Raw genomic sequence first — 19,246 nt, 5'->3', positions numbered from 1 at the left:
CCACTGAATATCGCGCAGCCCGTGACGCCACAAGCGCCGCGCAACGCGCAACCCAGGCGGAATCCATCGTGCCCAAGTCCACCGAAAAACTCGATCTCGCGACCCGCGCTGCGTGGCTCTACTACGTCGCCGGCAACACGCAGAACGAAATCGCCGAAAAGCTCCAGGTGTCGCGGCCCGTCGCGCAGCGGCTCGTCGCGTTCGCGGTCGAGAAGAACCTGATCCGCGTGCGCGTCGATCACCAGCTGGCCGACTGCCTGACGCTCGCCGACCGTCTGTCGAAACGCTACGGCCTGTCGATGTGCGAGGTCGTGCCGGTCGACGACGACACGCCCGAAGAAGTCGATCGCAAGCTCGCAGTAGCTGGCGCGCAGGTGATGGAGCGCTATCTCGGCGAAGAAAAGCCGATGGTCATCGCGGTCGGCAGCGGCCGGACGCTGAAGGCTGCCGTCGATCAGATCGCGCAGATCGAGCGGCCGCATCACCGGCTCGTGTCGATCGTCGGCGCGATTGCGCAGGACGGGTCGTCGAACCGCTACGACGTCGCGCTGCACATCTCCGAGAAGACCGGCGGCAAGCACTTCCTGTTGCCCGCGCCGCTGATCGCGGACAACGAGGCCGAGCGCGCGCAGTGGTGCAATCACCGGCTGTACCGGATCGTCGAATCGCTGTCGGCAGAAGCGGACGTCACGTTCGTCGGGATCGGCAATCTCGGGCCACATTGTCCGTTGCACGAGGACGGTTTCATCACGTCGGATGAAGTGGATGAGCTCACGCAGCTGGGTGCGATCGCTGAGATGCTCGGGCTGCCGATCGATGTTGCAGGCGGGCGGGTCGAATCGCCGACCGGCCGTCGCGTGACCAGCATTCATCTGTCGTCGCCGCCGAAGCGGCCGACGATCGGCTTTGCCGGCGGCGAGCGTAAGCGCGATGCGTTGATCGCGGTGCTTAAGGGCGGCTGGTTGTCGGGGCTTGTTACTGACGAAGCGTGCGCGCGTGCGGCGCTTGATGCGTGATTGGATGTTGGCGTGGTGGCTTCGGCGTTCGTGCAAATCGAAGTGCTGATTCGAAGCGTTGACTCCAGGCGCTAACTCGAAACACAAAAAAGAGGCGCATGCGGATCCCTCCGCATGCGCCTCTTTCACTTCCTGCCGTCAGCTCAGGCCGCGAGCACTTCAACAATCTTCCGCTGAAACGCCAGCCCATCGCTATCGAACAGATGGCAGTGCTCCGGCGTCGCACCCAGCTTCTGCGTCTCACCCTTCGTATGACGATCGAGCGGCGGAATGCGTGCGATCAGCCCGTCCGGCGCGATGCTCGATTCGGCGTACAGATACGCGGCATCACCGAGCGATTCGACCGCCATCGTGCGCGCCGACACGCCGTATTCCGTCGAGCCCACATGCAGATGCTCCGGCCGGATGCCGACGGTTACCTTGTCGCCTTCCTTCGCATTGCCCGGCTCGACCGCGACGCGCTGCGTCTCGCCGCTTTCGTAGCGCACCGTGACACCGTCATGCGACACCGACTGCACGACGCCTTCCATGAAGTTCATCTTCGGCGAGCCGATGAAGCCCGCGACGAAACGGTTGGCCGGCGCGTGATAGAGCTGCGTCGGGCTGCCGACCTGCTCGACGTTCCCCGCCGACAGCACGACGATCTTGTCGGCGAGCGTCATTGCCTCGACCTGATCGTGCGTGACGTAGATCATCGTGGTCTTCAGTTCGTCGTGCAGACGCGCAAATTCCAGCCGCATCTTCACGCGCAGCGCGGCGTCGAGATTCGACAGCGGTTCGTCGAACAGGAACACCTTCGGTTTGCGCGTGATCGCGCGGCCGATCGCGACGCGCTGCCGCTGACCGCCCGACAGCTGCTTCGGCTTGCGGTCGAGCAGATGATCGATGTGCAGGATCTTCGCCGCGTTGCGCACGGCCACGTCGATCTCGGGCTTCTTCGTGCCCGCGAGCTTCAGGCCGAACGCCATGTTGTCGTACAGCGTCATGTGCGGATAGAGCGCGTACGACTGGAACACCATCGCGATGCCGCGCTTCGCGGGTGCCACCTCGTTCACGCGCACGCCGTCGATGTTCAGGTCGCCGCCGCTGATGTCTTCCAGGCCGGCGATCATCCGCATCAACGTGGATTTGCCGCAGCCGCTCGGCCCCACGAATACGACGAACTCGCCGTCCGCGATGTCGAGGTTGATGTCGCGCATCACTTCATTGTCGTCGTAGCGCTTGCTGATACCGCGTAGGGTCAGGCTTGCCATGATGTGTCTCCCATCCAGATTCGTCGCGGAGTTGCCCGCTGTATTGCCGCTACTGCGTTTAACCAATCGCCTCAATGCGACCCGACAGCCGCGCTCGCAATCCACTGCGCCGCGAGCCCCGGCAATTGCCGCATATCGTCGAACACGTGCTGCGCCCCTGCTGCGCGCAGCGCTTCGATCTGTTGCGCGCTCGCGTGCCCGCCGCCGATGAAACCGAGCACCGTCATGCCCGCCTCGCTCGCCGCTGTTGCACCCGTCACGCTGTCCTCGACGACGAGGCAATGCTCCGGCGTCGTACTGAGACCGCGCGCGGCCGCGAGATAAACGTCGGGCGCGGGCTTCGGCTTCGCCACCGCATCGGCGCAGAACAGCCGGTCGCCGAAGAAGCGCTTGAGGCCGGTACGCGCCAGCACGCTCTCGACGTACGGCCGGTAGCTGTTGCTCGCGCAGGCCTTGATCAACGCGATCTGCGACAGCGCATCGCCGATGCCGGCCACTGCCGGCGCCTGCATCGCGGCCTGTTCTACTGCGCCGCGAATCGCTGCGACATCGGCCGGGGCAAGCGTGCGCCCGAGTTGCGTCGCGGTGCCGTCGAGTACCCGTTCGATGCGCAGACCCAGCAGCGGCATCACGACTGGCGCGACGTCCGCGTCGGGCCAGCGCGCTTCGAGTTCGCGCACCAGCATCGCCGCCGCAACCGCTTCGCTGTCGATGAGCACGCCGTCGCAATCGCAGATCAATGCGCGCGCGCTCACTGTCATGCCATCGCTCATTATTTGACCGCCCCGAACGTGAGACCGCGCACCAGCTGCTTCTGCGACAGCCAGCCGACGATCAGGATCGGCGCGACCGCCAGCAGAGATGCCGCCGACAGCTTCGCCCAGAACAACCCTTCGGGACTCGAATACGACGCGATGAATACCGTCAGCGGCGCCGCGTTCGAACTCGACAGGTTGATGCTCCAGAACGCCTCGTTCCACGACAGGATCACCAGCAGCAGCGCAGTCGATGCCAGACCCGGCAGCGCCATCGGCATCAGCAGGTAGACGATTTCCTGCCACGTCGCCGCGCCGTCGATGCGACCCGCCTCGAGGATGTCCTTCGGAATTTCATTGAAGTAGGTGAACGCCATCCACACGGCAATCGGTAGATTGATCAGCGTGTAGACGATCACCAGACCCCACACCGTGTCGAGCAACCCGGTGTTTTTCCACAGCAGGTAGATCGGCACGAGCACGCCGACGGACGGCATCATCTTCGTCGACAGCATCCACAGCAGCACGCCCTGCGTGCGGCGGTTCGGGAAGAACGCCATCGCGTACGCGGCCGGCACCGCGAGCAGCAGACACACCACCGTGACGCCGACCGAGATCAGCACCGAGTTCCACGCGAACGCGAAGTAGTTGCTGCGTGCGAACACCTCGCGGAAGCTGTCGAGCGTCGGCATGAAAATCAGCGACGACGAGTACGCCTGCTGCTCGGTCTTGAACGCGGTGATCGTCATCCAGAAGATCGGGAAGAACAGCAGCAGCGCGATCAGCCACGCAAGGATGCCGGGGATGCTGCGTCTGACGATCGCGAACGGCGACTTTGCAGGTGACTTAGCCGGCGACGTTGTTGCGGCAAGCTGGCTCATTTTTCGTACTCCCCTTTCAGGTTCTTCGCGAGCATGCGCACGAGGAAGAACGACACGATGTTCGCGAGCACCACCGCGAGAATCCCGCCGGCCGATGCGAGGCCGACGTCGAACTGCTGCAGGCCGAGCGCGTAGATCAGGTACGACAGGTTGGTGGTCGCGGTGCCTGGGCCGCCGCCGGTCGTCGTGTAGATCTCGGCGAAGATCGACAGCAGGAAGATGGTTTCCATCATCACCACGACGGCGATCGCGCGCTTCAAATGCGGCAGCGTGATGAAGAAGAACATCGAGAACGGGCCGGCGCCGTCGATCTTCGCGGCTTCCTTCTGCTCCTGGTCGAGCGACTGGATCGCGGTGAACAGGATCAGGAACGCGAACGGCAGCCACTGCCACGCGACGATGATGATCACCGAGGTCAGCGGGAACTGCGCGAACCAGTCGATCGGCGTGAGACCCAACGCGCGCATACCGCTCGCGACGAGGCCATACACCGGATGCAGGATCATGTTCTTCCAGATCAGCGCGCTGACCGTCGGCATCACGAAGAACGGCGCAATCGCGAGCAGCCGCGCGATGCCCTGACCGTAGAACTTGCGATCGAACAGCACCGACATCAGGATGCCGCCGACCACCGTGATCACCAGCACTGCGACGATCAGCTGGATCGTGTGAACGATCGACGGGATGAACGACGGATCGGTCGCCAGATAGCGGTAGTTGTCGAGGCCCGCGAAACCTTTCTCGTCGGGGTTCAGCAGGTTGTAGCGCGTGAACGAAAACCAGATCGTCATCGCGAGCGGGATCGCCATCCACAGCAGCAGCACGGCGACGGACGGCGACACGAGCCAGCGCGCGGACGACGCCTTGCGCGCTTCGTGATCCTGTTCGGTTTTGGGGCGGGCTTGCATGAGAGGAAGGTGTAAATGACGCATGATCGTGACCACCTTTTGGTAATGCGCGGGCCATCGTGAAACGACGGCCCGCTGTGCTGCCGGGCCCGGCCGACTGGCGTCGGCCGGGGGCCCTTCTCGTTACCGCGAAGGTGCCCGGACGCGGTTACTTCTGATAGCCCGCCTGACGCACCGCGCGATCGGCGGTCGCATTACCGGCAGCGAGCGCCTGATCGACCGTCATCTGGCCAGCGAGTGCGCCGGAGATGCTTTGACCGACCACCGTCCCGAACGACTGGAACTCCGGAATGCCGACGAACTGCACGCCGGTGTACGGCACCGGTTTCGCGGTCGGGTGATTCGGATCGGCGGTTTCGATCGCCTTCAGCACGAAGCTGCCGAACGGCGCGGCCTGCTGGTACTCGGGACGCGCGTAGGTGGACTGACGCGTACCCGGCGGCACAGATGCCCAGCCTTCATCCTTCGCAACCATCTCGATGTACTGCTTCGACGTCGACCACGCGATGAACTTCTTCGCGGCGTCCTGTGCCTTCGACGACTTCGGAATCGCGAGCGCCCACGTCCACAGCCAGTGCGAACCGTTCGGCGTGACGGCCGTCGGCGCTGCCGCGAAACCGATCTTGTCCGCGACCTGCGACTGCTGTTTGTTATAGAGCATGCCGGCCGCGACCGTCGCGTCGATCCACATCGCGCACTTGCCCGACGACATCAGCGTGAGGTTTTCGTTGAAGCCGTTCGAGCTCGCGCCCGGAGGGCCATCGTTCTTCAGCAGATCGACGTAGAAGTTGACTGCCTTCTTCCATTCCGGCGACGTGAGCTGCGCATGCCACTTTTCGTCGAACCAGCGGCCACCGAACGTGTTCACGAGCGTCGTCACATAGGCCATGTTTTCGCCCCAACCGGCCTTGCCGCGCAGGCACATGCCGTAGACGCCATTGGCCTTGTCGGTGAGCTTGTCGGCGAATTGCTTGATCTGGTCATACGTGGGCTGATCGGGCATCTTCAGGCCCTTCGCGGCGAACAGATCCTTGCGGTAGTAAGTCATCGAGCTTTCGACGTAGAACGGCAGGCCGTACAGCTGACCGTTCACCGACAGGCCGTCACGCGCGGTCTTCACGACGTCGTTCAGATCGTAATCGGCGGGCAGGTTCGTCAGCGGCGACAGCCAGCCGCGCTTGCCCCACTGCGGCGTTTCGTATGCACCGATCATCACGACGTCGAACTGGCCGCTGTTGGTGGTGATGTCGGTCGTCGCGCGCTGACGCAGCACGTTTTCCTCGAGAATCACCCAGTTCAGCTTGATGTCCGGATTCGCCTTTTCGAATGCGGGCGACAGCTTCTTCAGCTCGATCATGTCCGGGTTGTTCAACATCGCGATCGTCACGGTCGCGGCGGACGCGCCGAGCGTCGCGCAGGCCAGCGCGCCGGCACTGATCGCCTTGAGCGCAAATCGGTGGGTTCGTTTCATTGCTTGTCTCCTTTGTCGTTAATGACCGGCTGCGTGGTCTGCTTGCGTGTTGCTTGTATCTACATGATGGTGCGGGGGGAATCCGTACAGCGCGAGCTTGGGATCAGCTCATCCAGTTGCCACCGTCGACGTTCAGCGTCTGGGCGGTGATGTAATCGGCGTCGGCGGAAGCGAGGAATAGCGCGGCGCCGGTGAGGTCGTCGGGTACGCCCATGCGGCCGAGCGGCACCGCTTCACCGACAAGACGTTTCTTCTCGCCCAGCGGCCGGTTTTCGTAGCGCGCGAACAGCGCATCGACCTGCTCCCACATCGGCGTATCGACGACACCGGGTGCAATCCCGTTGACGTTGATCTTGTGCGGCGCGAGTGCGAGCGCCGCCGATTGCGTGTAGCTCAGCACCGCGGCTTTCGTCGCGCAGTAGTGAGAGACGAGCGCTTCGCCGCGCCGACCGGCCTGCGACGACATATTGATGATCTTGCCGCCATGCCCCTGCTCAACCATCTTGCGGGCGACCGCCTGCATCAGGAAGAACAGGCCTTTGACGTTGACCGAGAAGAGTGTGTCGAACGTGTCCCAGGACTCGTCGAGGAGCGGGCGCATGTCGAACAGCGCAGCGTTGTTGAACAGGATATCGATCTGGCCGAAACGGGACACGGTCTGCTCGACGATACGCTCGATGTCGTCGCGTCGCGTGACGTCCGCCGACACGACGAGCACGCGCTCACCGTCGCTGTCCTGCAGACGCTGCGCGAAACCGTCGGCCGGCTTCAGGTCGACGAGCACGCAGCGCGCGCCTTCATCCAGATAGCGCCGCGCGACCGCTTCACCGATCCCGCTGGCCGCGCCTGTCAGAATCGCCACCTTGTCTTGCAGTCGTGCTGCCACCGCTTGTCTCCAGGTTTTGGTCCGGGTTGTGGTCCGGTTGTTTGGCACACCGAGCGAACGCTCCGTGATCGAGCAATTGCTCTGTTTGTGGTCGAATGATCGGATACGTGTCGGGTCATGTCAAGGCACGCTGCAAGATTTCGATGGTGCAGCGCGTCAGTCTCATCGCAGGCTGGCCTGGTGGGTGGATGCGGCTCTTGCTCCCATCCGTTCGCGATACGTTATATCATTCCGCACTCGCGTCATCCGACGTTCACGGAATGCTCCGTATGTCCGCTTCGTCTGCTGTATCCACCGATCGACTTGCCGCCCGCCTCGCCACCGCCGATGCCGTCGCCGCACGCGAAGGGCTCGCGCTGACGCCGCTGCGTCGCCAGGTCTATGCGCTCATCGCGGCGAGCGAACGGCCCGTCGGTGCCTACGATCTGCTCGACGCACTCGCGCCGCAACGCGGTCGCGTGCCGCCGACCACCGTCTACCGTGCGCTCGACTTTCTCGTCGCGCACGGCTTCGTCCACCGGATCGAATCGAAGAATGCGTTCTTCGCGTGCTGCGAGATCGGCCGGCCGCATCAAGGCCAGTTCCTGATCTGCGAAGCGTGCGGCTCGACCGTCGAGATTCCCGGCGACGAACTCGCCGCGCAGTTGTCGCACAGCGCGCCGGCCCACGGTTTCGAAGTGCATCGCCAGGTCGTGGAACTGAGCGGCCTGTGCGCCGCCTGTCAGACCGGCGCACCCGCCTAGCCGTTGCACCTGCGCACTCGCGAAACAACACCCTCACCTTTCAACAAAGCAATCAGTCACCAGGAATAGCCGATGAAAACCCTCTCCGCTCCGTTGACCCGCCGCATGCTCGGCCTGTCGAAATATCTCGCGGCCGGTGCCGCCGCATTCGCGTTCGCGCATACCGCATTCGCGCAGGACGCGAAGATCCGCGTCGTCGCGGCGGAGAATTTCTACGGCGATGTCGTGCATCAACTCGGCGGCGAGCACGTCGACGTGACGAGCATCCTGAGCAATCCGGACCAGGACCCGCATCTGTTCGAAGCCAGCCCGAAGACGGCGCGCGATCTGCAGCACGCGAGCCTCGTCGTCTATAACGGTGCCGATTACGATCCGTGGATGACGAAGTTGCTGAACGCATCGAAGAATCCGCATCGCACGATCGTCATCGCGGCGGACCTCGTCGGCAAGAAGAGCGGCGACAATCCGCACCTGTGGTACGACCCGGCGACGATGCCCGCCGTCGCGCGCGCGGTCGTCGCGGCGCTCGACGCTGCTGACCCGGCGCATAAAGCGGCGTACGATGCGAACCTCGCGACCTTCGTCGAATCGATGAAGCCGGTCGCCGACAAGGCCGCTGCGCTGCGCGCCCGCTACGCCGGCGTGCCGGTGACGGCGACCGAGCCGGTGTTCGGCTACATGTCGGATGCGATCGGCCTCGACATGCGCAACCAGCGCTTCCAGCTGGCCGCGATGAACGACACGGAAGCGAGCGCGTCGGACATCGCCGCATTCGAGCGCGACCTGCGCGAGAAGCGCGTCCATGTCCTGATCTATAACAGCCAGGCGACCGAAGCCCTGACCAAACGCATGTTGAAACTGGCCCAGCAATCGCATGTTCCGACGGTGAGCGTCACCGAGACGCAGCCCGCCGGCAAGACCTTCCAGCAATGGATGCTCGCGCAGTTGAACGCGCTCGAGACGGCGCTTGCCGTAGGCGGCCCCGGTAAAGGAACCGCTCAATGACAGCAACAGATCGCCCTGCAAACGCGCAGGCCACCGGCACGACGCCCGTGCTCGAACTCGAGCATGTGACGCTCGATCTCGGCGGCCGCACGATCCTGCGCGACGCGAGTTTCGTCGTGAATCAGGGCGAATTCATCGGTGTGCTCGGGCCGAACGGCGCGGGCAAGACCACGCTGATGCGCGCGGTGCTCGGCCTCGTGCCGGCCGCGCAAGGGGCGATTCGCGTGCTCGGCGCGAGCGTCGAGCGTGGCAATCCGTCGATCGGTTATATGCCGCAGACGCGCAGCGCGCTCGCGGGCCGTCGCGTGCGCGGTCGCGATTTCGTCGCGATGGCTGCGGACGGTCATCGCTGGGGCTGGCCGCATGCCGATGCGAAAACGCGCGCGGACGTCGAGCGCGTGCTCGAACTGGTCGATGGCACTGCGCTCGCGGGACGGCCGCTGTCGGAGCTGTCGGGCGGTGAACGGCAGCGTCTGCTGCTCGCACAGTGTCTGCTCGGCAACCCGAAGCTGCTGCTGCTCGACGAACCGTTGATCAGTCTCGATCCGCATCATCAGAAAGGCGTCGTCGAACTGGTACGGCGCGTGCAGCAGGAACTCGGCATCGCCGTGCTGTTTTCCGCGCATGAACTCAATCCGCTGCTGCATGCGCTCGATCGCGTGCTGTATCTCGGCAGCGGCGTCGCGGCGCTCGGCACCGTCGACGAAGTGATCACGAAGCCGGTGCTGTCGCGCCTCTACGGTTCGACGATCGACGTGATGCGTGTGAACGGCCGCATCTTCGTGATGTCAGGTGATGTCGAGGTCGAGAAGCACGACCACGCGCACGAAGACGACAGCCACGATCACGGTCACTCCCACGATCACGGTCATTCTCATACCCACTCGCGTACGCCACGCGACGGACATTCGCACGATGTTTGAATACGACTTCATGATCAACGCATTCGCGGCGTCGGGAATCGTCGCGGTGCTGGCCGGCATCGTCGGCTACTTCCTCGTGATGCGCGGACAGACCTTCGCAGGCCATGCGCTGTCGCACGTCGGCTTCACCGGCGCGACGGGCGCGGTGCTGATCGGCATCTCGCCGATCTGGGGGATGGTCGGCTTCACGCTCGCGGCGGGCATCGGCATGGGCGCGCTCGGCGAACGTCTCGCGGGCCGCGATGTCGCGATCGGCGTGATCCTGTCGCTGTCGCTCGGCTTCGGGCTGCTGTTCCTGCACTTCTTCACCGCGTACGCGACGCAGGTCACCGCGCTGCTGTTCGGCAACGTGCTCGGCGTGAACCCGTCGACGCTCGTGATCCTCGCCGCGCTCGCCGCCGTGAGTCTCGTCGCGCTCGCGGCGATCATGCGTCCACTGCTGTTCGCGTCGCTGCAGCCCGAACTCGCTGAGGCTAAAGGCGTCTCGCTGCGCACCGTGTCGATCCTGTTCCTCTCGATCGCCGCAATCGCCGTTGCCGCGTGCACGCAGATCGTCGGCGTGCTGCTCGTGTTCACGCTAATGGTTGGACCGGCTGCGGCCGCGCAGAACCTCACCACGCGACTGTCCGCCGGACTCGTGCTGGCAGCGCTACTCGCGCTCGCGCAGTCGTGGATCGGGCTGACGCTCGCGTACTACACCGACTGGCCGACGAGTTTCTGGATCACTGCGCTCGCGGCGATCGTGTATGGCGGTAGTTTGCTGGGACGTCGCTGACAGCACGCAGCGCGCTCGAACACAAACGCGAACGCAAAAACAAACAGGGCGCCGGAAAAATCCGGCGCCCTGTTTTCGTTTCAGCTCTGCGCGAGCACGTCAGCCGAGCAGCACCTTCGCATGATGCGCGACGTGATCCTCGATGAAGCTCTGGATGAAGTAATACCCGTGGTCGTAGCCCGCATGACGGCGTAGCTCCAGCGGCTGCCCCGCCGCGCGACACGCCGCCTCGAACACATCGGGATTCAGTTGGGTCGCGAGAAACTGATCGGCAAGCCCCTGATCGACCAGAATCCCCTCGGCGAAACGATGTGACGCCTGCGCGACGAGTTCGCTCGCGTCGTACTGCTTCCACGCTTCGCGATCGTCGCCGAGATAACCCGAGAACGCCTTCTCGCCCCACGGACAGCGCGTCGGTGCCGCGATCGGTGCGAACGCCGACACTGAGCGATAGATGTCCGGATTACGCAGCGCGAGCATCAGCGCGCCGTGTCCGCCCATCGAATGCCCGAAGATCCCGAGCCGTTCTCCGTCGATAGGCAAGTTCGCCAGCACCGTCTCGCGCAGTTCGTCGCGCACGTACGAGTACATCCGGTAGTGCGCGGACCACGGCTCGCGCGTCGCGTCGACATAGAAGCCCGCGCCGACGCCGAAGTCCCACGCGTCGCTCTCGCCCGCGATGCCCGCGCCGCGCGGACTCGTGTCGGGTGCGATCAGCGCGATGCCATGCTGCGCGGCGAAGCGTTGCGCGCCACCCTTGATCGGAAACGTCTCCTCGGTGCAGGTCAGCCCCGCGAGATAGAACAGGGCGGGCACGCTGCCGAGCGCGACCTGCGGCGGCAGGTAGACCGAGAACCTCATCGGCAGACCGATCGTCGACGAATCGTGACGATAGAAACGCTGCTCGCCGCCGAACGCGGCATGCGATGAAACGAGTTCAAGCATCGTGCGCCCCTTGATTTAGTACAGCACGACTGAGCGGATCGACTCGCCCTTCTTCATCAGATCGAAGCCCTCGTTGATGCGGTCGAGCGGCAGACGATGCGTGATCAGATCATCGATATTGATCTTGCCTTCCATGTACCAGTCGACGATCTTCGGCACGTCGGTGCGACCGCGCGCGCCGCCGAACGCCGAACCCTTCCACTGCCGGCCGGTGACGAGCTGGAACGGCCGCGTGCTGATTTCCTCGCCGGCTGCAGCAACGCCGATGATGAACGACTGCCCCCAGCCTTTGTGCGTGCATTCGAGCGCCTGACGCATCACCTTCGTGTTGCCGATGCATTCGAACGAGTAGTCGGCGCCGCCGTCGGTCAGTTGCACGATATGGTCGACGACGTTCTCGACTTCGTTCGGGTTGATGAAGTGCGTCATGCCGAACTTCTTCGCGAGTTCGACGCGGCCGGGGTTGAGGTCCACACCAATAATCTTGTCGGCGCCGACCATCTTCGCGCCCTGAATCACATTCAACCCGATGCCGCCGAGCCCGAATACGACGACGTTCGCCCCCGCCTCGACCTTCGCCGAGTACACCACTGCGCCGACGCCGGTCGTCACGCCGCAGCCGATGTAGCAGACCTTGTCGAACGGCGCGTCTTCGCGGATCTTCGCGACCGCGATTTCCGGCACCACAATGTAGTTCGAGAACGTCGACGTGCCCATGTAGTGAAACAGCGGCTTGCCGTCGATCGAGAAACGCGAACTCGCATCGGGCATCAGGCCGCGGCCCTGGGTCGTGCGGATCGCCTGGCAGAGGTTCGTCTTGCGCGACAGGCAGAACTTGCACTGACGGCACTCGGGCGTATAGAGCGGAATCACGTGATCGCCCTTCTTCAGCGTGCCGACGCCGGGACCGACGTCGACGACGATGCCCGCGCCTTCATGGCCGAGAATCGCCGGGAAGATGCCTTCCGGGTCCGCGCCCGACAGCGTGTAGTAGTCGGTATGGCAGATGCCCGTCGCCTTCACCTCGATCAGCACTTCGCCCGCGCGCGGCCCTTCGAGATCGACTTCCTCGATCGTCAGCGGGGCGCCGGCTTTCCATGCGATAGCTGCTTTGGTCTTCATCGTGAATGCTCCTGGATCTGTTGATTCGAAAACTGGGTTGCGCGGTGGACGACCGCTTGGGTGACCGTTCCCATCCGCGCGCGGACCGGCGTCATGATCGCAAAAAAATGTGCGCACTGCGTTGCAGCGCGCGTCGCTGCATTGATCGCGCGCGACATCGTCATGTGCGTTTTTTCGGCGTGTCGAACCATGCTTCGACGCGTCCGTACAACTCGATGAAACGCGCGTGACGTCGCGCGAGCGCGGCATCGTCACGCGGTGAAGCGACCGGCGTCGTCGCCGGCGCGAGTGCGGCGAGATCGTTCGCATGCCAGTGACCGCACGCGATCCCACCGAGCATCGCCGCACCACGCGCCGCTGCATTCGGGCAATCGAGCGCGTGCAGTTCGACGTCGAGTGCATCGGCGAGCAGTTGACGCCAGCGCGAGTCGACCGAACCGCCGCCCGCGAGCCGCAACGTCGACACCGATGCGCCGCTCGCGCGGATCGCATCGAGCCCTGCGCGCAACGCGAACGCGACGCCTTCGAACGCCGCGCGCATCAGCGTGCCGCGCGTGTGGCCGAGCGCGAGCCCGAGCCAGCCGCCGCGCGCCGACGGATTGAGCCACGGCGAACGCTCGCCGGTCAGATACGGCAGGAACGCGAGGCCTTCGTCCGGTTCGACAGCGAATGCATCGCGGTAGGCATCCGTCCATTCATACGACAGCCAGCCGCGCACCGCTTCGAGCGCGACGCCGACGTTCTGCATCGCGGCCATGCGATACCAGTCGTCAGTGGCTGCGCGATAACGATGCAGTCCGCGTGCGGCCGTCGGTTCGGTTTTCGACAGCACGACGATCTGGCCGCCGGTGCCCGTCGTGAGCAACGCATCGCCGTCGTGTGCGAGACCGCTGCCGAGCATCGCGCACGGCGTATCGGCTGCGCCGGTCGCGAGCACGATGCCCGGGCGCAGACCGAGTGCGTGCGCCGCGTCGGCGGACAACATGCCGCCTGCTGCATACGCAGGCTGCAACGGCGCGAAGCAATCGTGTGGCAAACCGAGCCGGTCGAGCAGCGCGCGATCCCACACACCAGCCGGATCGGCGAGCGCGGTCGCGCATGCATCGGACGGATCGGTCACTGCCGCGCCGCCGAGCGCGACGCGCACCCAGTCCTTCGGTTGCAGCGCCCAGCGCGTGGCCTTCAATGCGTGCGGCTCGTGCTGCGCGATCCAGCGCAGCAACGGACCGGCCATGCCGGGCGCAACGGGATTCGGTTGCGGCTCGGGCCACGCATCGAGCAGCGAGAGTGCGCGCGTGTCGGGCCACAGCATCGCGGGACGTACTGCGTGACCCTCGGCATCGGTCAGCACGACGCCGTGCATCTGTCCCGACAGACCGATCGCGTCGACAGCGGTGCGTTCGTCGGCGGGCAGACGCGCGGACGCTTCGCACAGCGCGCGCCACCACGTCGAGACATCCGTCTCGGCCCAGCCGGGATGAGGTGTGTCGAGCGCATACGCGACGCTCGCCGACGCGGTCTCGCGACCCGCTTCGTCGACGATAGCGAGCTTCAGTGAACCGGTGCCGAGATCGATGCCGAGAAAGCGCATGAGGTAGTCGAGAAAAAGAGGAAGAACAGCAAGCTGACGGAAGCGGCATTGCAACAGGCATTGCACTCAGGTGCAACCGCCGTTCGAGGGTTAACCCCGTCGCCCGCACAACGGCGTCGAAACGCCACTATGCCCATCGCGGAATACACCTCATAGATTTTCACACATATGCCTGTGTGCGGCGGCATCGGCTGCGTACACGCGAACCGCCGCATCGCGGGGCTTGCAGCGTTCACGAGCCGTACAGGTTCCACGATGTGCCCGCGAAGCGCGCAGACGCATATCATCGCCGGGAGGTCCGGAATAGCGCTGACTGGTCTTGTTCGCCTTTTTTATCGCGCATACCGTGGAGTGCATCCCGAAAACAAAGGCGGAGACAGACAAGATGCAAGCAACCCAGGTTCATCCGTGCGACGAGCGACTGCCTGCGGGCCAGTTGCTGACGCTCGGCATCCAGCACGTGCTCGTGATGTATGCGGGCGCGGTCGCGGTCCCGTTGATCATCGGCAGCGCGCTGAAGCTGCCGAAAGAACAGATCGCGTTTCTGATCAGCGCGGACCTGTTCTCGTGCGGCATCGCGACGCTGATCCAGACGCTCGGCCTGTGGATCTTCGGCATCCGTCTGCCGGTCATCATGGGCTGCACGTTCGCTGCCGTCGGACCGATGGTCGCGATCGGCACGAATCCGAGTCTCGGCATTCTCGATATCTTCGGCTCGACGATCGCGGCGGGTGTCGTCGGCATCCTGCTCGCACCGGCGATCGGCAAGCTGTTGCGATTTTTTCCGCCGGTCGTGGTCGGTGTGGTGATCTCGGTGATCGGGCTGTCGCTGATGGAAGTCGGCATCAACTGGGCGGCCGGCGGCGTCGGCAATCCGGACTATGGCAACCCGGTCTATCTCGGACTGTCGCTCGTCGTGCTTACGCTGATCCTGCTGATCAACAAGTTCGGCCGCGGCTTCGTCGCGAACATCTCGGTGCTGCTCGGCATGGTCGCCGGTTTCGTGATCGCGGCGCTGCTCGGCCGCGTGAACATGGACGGCGTGACGAGCGCACCGTGGGTCGGTTTCGTGATGCCGTTCCACTTCGGCCTGCCGCACTTCGATCCGCTGTCGATCGCGACGATGGTCACCGTGATGTTCGTCACGTTCATCGAATCGACCGGCATGTTCCTCGCGGTCGGCGACATGGTGGACCGTCCGGTCGACCAGAAGACACTCGTGCGCGGCCTGCGCGTCGACGGGCTCGGCACGCTGATCGGCGGCATCTTCAACTCGTTCCCGCATACGTCGTTCTCGCAGAACGTCGGGCTGATCGGCGTGACCGGCGTGAAGAGCCGCTTCGTCTGCGCGATGGGCGGCGTGCTGCTCGTGCTGCTCGGGCTGTTTCCGAAGATGGCGCAGGTGGTCGCGTCAGTGCCCGCGTTCGTGCTCGGCGGCGCCGGCATCGTGATGTTCGGGATGGTCGCGGCGAACGGCATCAAGGTGCTGGCGAAGGTCGACTTCACGACGAATCACCACAACCTGTTCATCGTCGCAGTGAGTATCGGCCTCGGACTCGTGCCGGTCGTGTCGCCGCACTTCTTCGAGAAGCTGCCGTCCGCGCTGTCGCCGCTGCTGCATAGTGGGATTCTGCTGGCGTCGGTGTCGGCGGTGCTGTTGAATCTGGTGTTCAACGGGGTGAAAGACGAGCGGGCGGCGAGGCGCGCGATACGGGCCGCGGGGCATGATTTCGATGGGCGGGGTGGAAGCGCTGAAACACCGGCAGGTGACGAAATGCTGCGTGCTGCGGACATGCATTGATATCGCGTTGCTTCGTGCCGCAAGGTGCGAGGATGAAAACACTGCGGCATGCCGCTAGCTGTTCTGTTAAAGCATTGCCCGGTTGATGTACACCGGCGACGCTCGCGCCTCAGTCAATGACTGGGGCGTTTCTTTGTCCAAGGCACGCTCGCCAATGCGAAGCTCTTTGGCACTGTGGCAGACAGCGTGACGTCCTCGTTGCCCGTGCGCCCGGCTACGCAGTACTTCGCACGAAGATCAGGAGCAAGCTGTAGTCGCCTTTATCCGCCGCACGCAACGCGGTCAAGTAATTGGACCGGGCATTGTCTGCTTTAACCAGGGTCCCGCCTCCACCCCACGAAAACGGTTCCTGTTTCAGGCTGCGCAACAGCGCATCGGCCATCATGCGTGAGTGCCGGCCATTGCCGTTTGGAAACGGATGGATCCACACCAGCTCGCGGTGAAATCGTGCGGCAATCTCGTCGGACGGGAATGTGCCGTTGTCGACCCACCATCGCGTGTTATCGAAAAGATTTCTCAGCTTGACGCTGACCTGCGTCCAGTCACATCCGATGTTCTTGTCGGACTTGCGAAACGTACCTGCCCACGACCAGGTGTGATCGAACATCCTCCGGTGAAGATCACGACAGAACTCTTCGCCAAGGACATCGACCTTGCGCTGACGGCGAGACCATCGCACAGCTTGCAGGATGTTCTCCTGCTCCCAGTCATTCAGGTCGCCCTTGGTGGTCAGGTGCGTCGGTATCAGTCCTGCAAGCTCGTCGGGGTCAAGCGGTGTCTGGCCGTCCTGTTCGTCCAGCGCTATCGCCATAGGTCCGACCAGCGGCCCTGGAGTAGCTCCGCCGTTCTCTGCTCGACCTGTTTGCGAAGCCGGTCGGTTGCCGGACGCTGGTCTTCCAGACTCATCGTGTGAGCCACGCCGCCCACTTCCTGCAAAGCGATTGAGCGCGCCTGGTCTTCGACCACTTGCGTCAGCGGCTTTCTGGGCACCAGCGCGTAGACCAGCTCGCAGTCCAGCCCGTCAGCCAGCTTGCGCAGTTGTCCGAGCGTGATGCGTTCCTCCGCTTCAGCCAGTTCCGACTTGTGCAGGGTCGAACCGGCAACGCCCAAGCGGCCGGCCTGCTGTCGCTGGGTGAGCCCTAACGACTCCCGGATGACCTTCAGCCATCCATGCGGCGGAGTCCGACGGTTCGTCAAATCCGAGTACGCCGCGGCCGATGCCTGGACCTGCTCGAGCCGAAGCTGCCTCATTCTGGAATCCATTTTGCTGCCCTATAGGCTATCAAGAATTGAATAAATGCTAGCCTATAGTGAAGCAAATATCAAATTTCTGCTTCACTATAGGGCAGCAAATTCCATGAAATTGCTTCACTTTAAGGCAGCAGATGCATTTGACTGGCTACGCGGCGAGCCAGCGATTCCCGGGCAGTCTGCTTCGAGCGCCGGCCACCCGGCCCGATGAAGGAACCACGGCGACATCGGGCTTTGCACACGGAGTCATACCGCCGACCAATGAAAAAGGCCTCGACAGTCGTCGAGGCCTTGAGGCCGGTCGCCAGGTGTTGGCAACGCTTTTACAGAACGGCTAGCGGCATTCCGAGGAGGTTTGCTTTACCCACACCGCCACACGCGGCGTGCAGCGTAAGCGGGCATCACCCCGCCGACGCCCCCGACGCCGCAACCGGCGCACTCGCCGCACCATAGTCGACCGGTGCATCGGCCGGACGCGGCTGCTCGCCGGCCCGTTCGATCCACCCGCCGCCCAGCGCCTTGTACAGATCGACGAGGTTCGTCAGCCGGTCCACGCGTGCAGTGACAAGCGACTGCTGCGCCGAGTACAGCGCGTTCTGCGCGGTGAGCACCGACAGATAACTGTCCACGCCGTTCTTGTAGCGCAGGTCGGACAGATCGAGCGCGCGCTGTTCGGCGAACGCGTTGCGCTCGAGCGCCTGGATCTGCTGATCGTACGTACCGCGGGCAGCAAGACCGTCGGCCACTTCGCGGAACGCCGTCTGGATCGCCTTTTCGTACTGCGCGATCTGGATGTTCTTCTGCACGTTCGCGAGGTCGAGGTTCGCCCGGTTCGCACCGCCCTGGAAGATCGGAATCGAGATCTGCGGCGCGAACGCCCACGCTGCCGAACCCGGCTTGAACAGACCGCCGAGCGTCGGGCTCAGCGTGCCGAAGTTGCCGGTCAGCGAGATCTTCGGGAAGAACGCCGCGCGTGCCGCACCGATGTTCGCGTTTGCAGCGAGCAGGTTCTGCTCCGCTTCGGCGATGTCCGGACGACGCGTCAGCAGATCGGACGGCAGGCCAGCAGGGATGTCGGTGAGCAGGTTCTGGTCGCCGAGCGCCATGCCCGTCGGCAGATTGTCCGGCATCGGCTCGCCGAGCAGCAGCACCAGCGCGTTGACGGACTGCGCACGCAGACGCGCCTGCGCCTGCTGGTTCGCAAGCGCCGTCTCGACCACCGATTGCGCCTGCCGCAGAGACAGCTCAGTGCCCGTGCCGGTATCGAACTGCAGCTTCGTGATCCGGTACGACTCCTGCGCGGTCTTCAGTGTGTCTTCGGTGACTTTCAGCAGATCGTCGGCGCCGAGCACCTGCAGATAACTGTCGGCCACCGACGCCACCAGCGCGATCTCAGCCGCCTTGCGTGCCTGCGCGGTCGCCAGATATTGCGCGAGCGCCTGATCCTTCAGGCTCTGGATCCGGCCGAAGAAGTCGAGCTCCCACGATCCGCTCATGCCGACCGAGTACGTGTTCGTAATGTTCTGGCTGCCAGCCAGCAGATTGGTCGGCGTGCGCTGCTTGTTCTCCGAACCGACCGCATTGATCGCCGGGAACAGCTCGGCCCGGGTGATCTGATACTGCGCACGCGACGCCTGGATGTTCAGCACCGACACGCGCAGGTCGCGGTTGTTCTTCAGCGCGATCCCGATCAGCTGCTGCAGACGCGGATCGGCAAAGAAGTCGCGCCAGCCGATCTCGGTCGCCGCCTGGCCGTTCGCGCCACGCGCGCCGGGCGCGGTGCCCGGCTGCGTGTCGTAGACGCCGCCTGTCGGGAACGTGCCCGACACCGGCTCGGCCGGACGCTGATAGTGCGGCGCCAGCGTGCAGCCTGCGGCGAACAGTGCCACCGCCATTGCAATCAACGAATGTTTTTGCATC

General features: G+C 64.1%; 18 protein-coding genes. 6 read left to right on the top strand and 12 right to left on the bottom strand.

Annotated features, from left to right (window positions below; genetic code table 11):
* Window positions 1–68: 68 nt before the first annotated feature.
* Window positions 69–1,016 (top strand): sugar-binding transcriptional regulator, encoded by a 948-nt coding sequence (locus E1748_RS12650; RefSeq protein WP_133647584.1) that lies wholly within the window; start codon window positions 69–71, stop codon window positions 1,014–1,016.
* A 143-nt stretch (window positions 1,017–1,159) separates the two neighbouring features.
* Here E1748_RS12650 and E1748_RS12645 read toward each other — a convergent pair whose 3' ends face one another.
* The 6 genes from E1748_RS12645 to E1748_RS12620 all read right to left on the bottom strand — a co-directional run bounded on the left by E1748_RS12645 (window position 1,160) and on the right by E1748_RS12620 (window position 7,170).
* The gene (locus E1748_RS12645; RefSeq protein WP_133647583.1) at window positions 1,160–2,269 is read right to left on the bottom strand and encodes an ABC transporter ATP-binding protein; all 1,110 of its coding nucleotides are present in this window, start codon (window positions 2,267–2,269) and stop codon (window positions 1,160–1,162) included.
* A 71-nt stretch (window positions 2,270–2,340) separates the two neighbouring features.
* Entirely contained in the window at window positions 2,341–3,030 is a 690-nt protein-coding gene (locus E1748_RS12640; protein ID WP_420819320.1) for an HAD family hydrolase, read from the bottom strand.
* An 11-nt stretch (window positions 3,031–3,041) separates the two neighbouring features.
* Window positions 3,042–3,905: a carbohydrate ABC transporter permease gene (locus E1748_RS12635; RefSeq protein WP_133647581.1), complete on the bottom strand. Its 864-nt coding sequence runs from the start codon at window positions 3,903–3,905 to the stop codon at window positions 3,042–3,044.
* On the bottom strand, window positions 3,902–4,837 hold the full coding sequence (locus E1748_RS12630; RefSeq protein WP_133647580.1) for a carbohydrate ABC transporter permease: 936 nt from the start codon (window positions 4,835–4,837) through the stop codon (window positions 3,902–3,904). Before E1748_RS12630 ends, E1748_RS12635 begins: the two co-directional genes overlap by 4 nt.
* Before the next feature lie 124 nt (window positions 4,838–4,961).
* Window positions 4,962–6,284 (bottom strand): ABC transporter substrate-binding protein, encoded by a 1,323-nt coding sequence (locus E1748_RS12625; RefSeq protein WP_133647579.1) that lies wholly within the window; start codon window positions 6,282–6,284, stop codon window positions 4,962–4,964.
* 103 nt (window positions 6,285–6,387) lie between these two features.
* The gene (locus E1748_RS12620) at window positions 6,388–7,170 is read right to left on the bottom strand and encodes an L-iditol 2-dehydrogenase (protein ID WP_133647578.1); all 783 of its coding nucleotides are present in this window, start codon (window positions 7,168–7,170) and stop codon (window positions 6,388–6,390) included.
* 269 nt (window positions 7,171–7,439) lie between these two features.
* Between E1748_RS12620 and E1748_RS12615 the strand changes: the two genes are divergently transcribed.
* The 4 genes from E1748_RS12615 to E1748_RS12600 all read left to right on the top strand — a co-directional run bounded on the left by E1748_RS12615 (window position 7,440) and on the right by E1748_RS12600 (window position 10,616).
* Window positions 7,440–7,913, top strand: a complete 474-nt coding sequence (locus E1748_RS12615; protein WP_133647577.1) for a Fur family transcriptional regulator — start codon at window positions 7,440–7,442, stop codon at window positions 7,911–7,913.
* Window positions 7,914–8,018: 105 nt separating this feature from the next.
* Window positions 8,019–8,918, top strand: a complete 900-nt coding sequence (locus E1748_RS12610) for a metal ABC transporter solute-binding protein (protein WP_133649338.1) — start codon at window positions 8,019–8,021, stop codon at window positions 8,916–8,918.
* Window positions 8,915–9,841: an ABC transporter ATP-binding protein gene (locus E1748_RS12605; RefSeq protein WP_133647576.1), complete on the top strand. Its 927-nt coding sequence runs from the start codon at window positions 8,915–8,917 to the stop codon at window positions 9,839–9,841. The genes E1748_RS12610 and E1748_RS12605 overlap by 4 nt, the downstream gene beginning before the upstream one ends.
* Complete coding sequence (locus E1748_RS12600; RefSeq protein ID WP_133647575.1) at window positions 9,834–10,616, top strand: metal ABC transporter permease; 783 nt, start codon at window positions 9,834–9,836, stop codon at window positions 10,614–10,616. Before E1748_RS12605 ends, E1748_RS12600 begins: the two co-directional genes overlap by 8 nt.
* 99 nt (window positions 10,617–10,715) lie before the next feature.
* On the opposite strand, the gene fghA is transcribed toward E1748_RS12600, so the two are convergent.
* From fghA to E1748_RS12585, 3 genes are all read right to left on the bottom strand, one after another.
* On the bottom strand, window positions 10,716–11,561 hold the full coding sequence (gene fghA, locus E1748_RS12595; RefSeq protein ID WP_133647574.1) for an S-formylglutathione hydrolase: 846 nt from the start codon (window positions 11,559–11,561) through the stop codon (window positions 10,716–10,718).
* A 15-nt stretch (window positions 11,562–11,576) separates the two neighbouring features.
* Window positions 11,577–12,683 carry an S-(hydroxymethyl)glutathione dehydrogenase/class III alcohol dehydrogenase gene (locus E1748_RS12590; RefSeq protein WP_133647573.1) on the bottom strand — a complete coding sequence of 369 codons (1,107 nt, stop codon included), beginning with the start codon at window positions 12,681–12,683 and terminating at the stop codon, window positions 11,577–11,579.
* A gap of 160 nt (window positions 12,684–12,843) precedes the next feature.
* On the bottom strand, window positions 12,844–14,274 hold the full coding sequence (locus tag E1748_RS12585) for a xylulokinase (protein WP_133647572.1): 1,431 nt from the start codon (window positions 14,272–14,274) through the stop codon (window positions 12,844–12,846).
* A gap of 385 nt (window positions 14,275–14,659) precedes the next feature.
* Here E1748_RS12585 and E1748_RS12580 point away from each other — a divergent pair, with 385 nt between their 5' ends.
* Window positions 14,660–16,075 (top strand): nucleobase:cation symporter-2 family protein, encoded by a 1,416-nt coding sequence (locus E1748_RS12580; protein ID WP_133647571.1) that lies wholly within the window; start codon window positions 14,660–14,662, stop codon window positions 16,073–16,075.
* Window positions 16,076–16,289: 214 nt separating this feature from the next.
* Here E1748_RS12580 and E1748_RS12575 read toward each other — a convergent pair whose 3' ends face one another.
* The 3 genes from E1748_RS12575 to E1748_RS12565 form a co-directional block, all read right to left on the bottom strand.
* A complete protein-coding gene (locus tag E1748_RS12575) occupies window positions 16,290–16,886 on the bottom strand; it encodes a mobile mystery protein B (protein WP_133647570.1) in 597 nt (198 codons plus the stop codon).
* On the bottom strand, window positions 16,877–17,338 hold the full coding sequence (locus E1748_RS12570; RefSeq protein WP_133647569.1) for a mobile mystery protein A: 462 nt from the start codon (window positions 17,336–17,338) through the stop codon (window positions 16,877–16,879). Before E1748_RS12570 ends, E1748_RS12575 begins: the two co-directional genes overlap by 10 nt.
* A 389-nt stretch (window positions 17,339–17,727) precedes the next feature.
* Window positions 17,728–19,245: an efflux transporter outer membrane subunit gene (locus E1748_RS12565; RefSeq protein ID WP_133647568.1), complete on the bottom strand. Its 1,518-nt coding sequence runs from the start codon at window positions 19,243–19,245 to the stop codon at window positions 17,728–17,730.
* Window position 19,246: the final 1 nt, after the last annotated feature.

It is taken from the genome of Paraburkholderia flava (assembly GCF_004359985.1).
Lineage (GTDB): Bacteria > Pseudomonadota > Gammaproteobacteria > Burkholderiales > Burkholderiaceae > Paraburkholderia > Paraburkholderia flava.
Note: the sequence above shows the minus strand (reverse complement) of the source record. Positions and strands in the feature narration are given on the sequence as shown.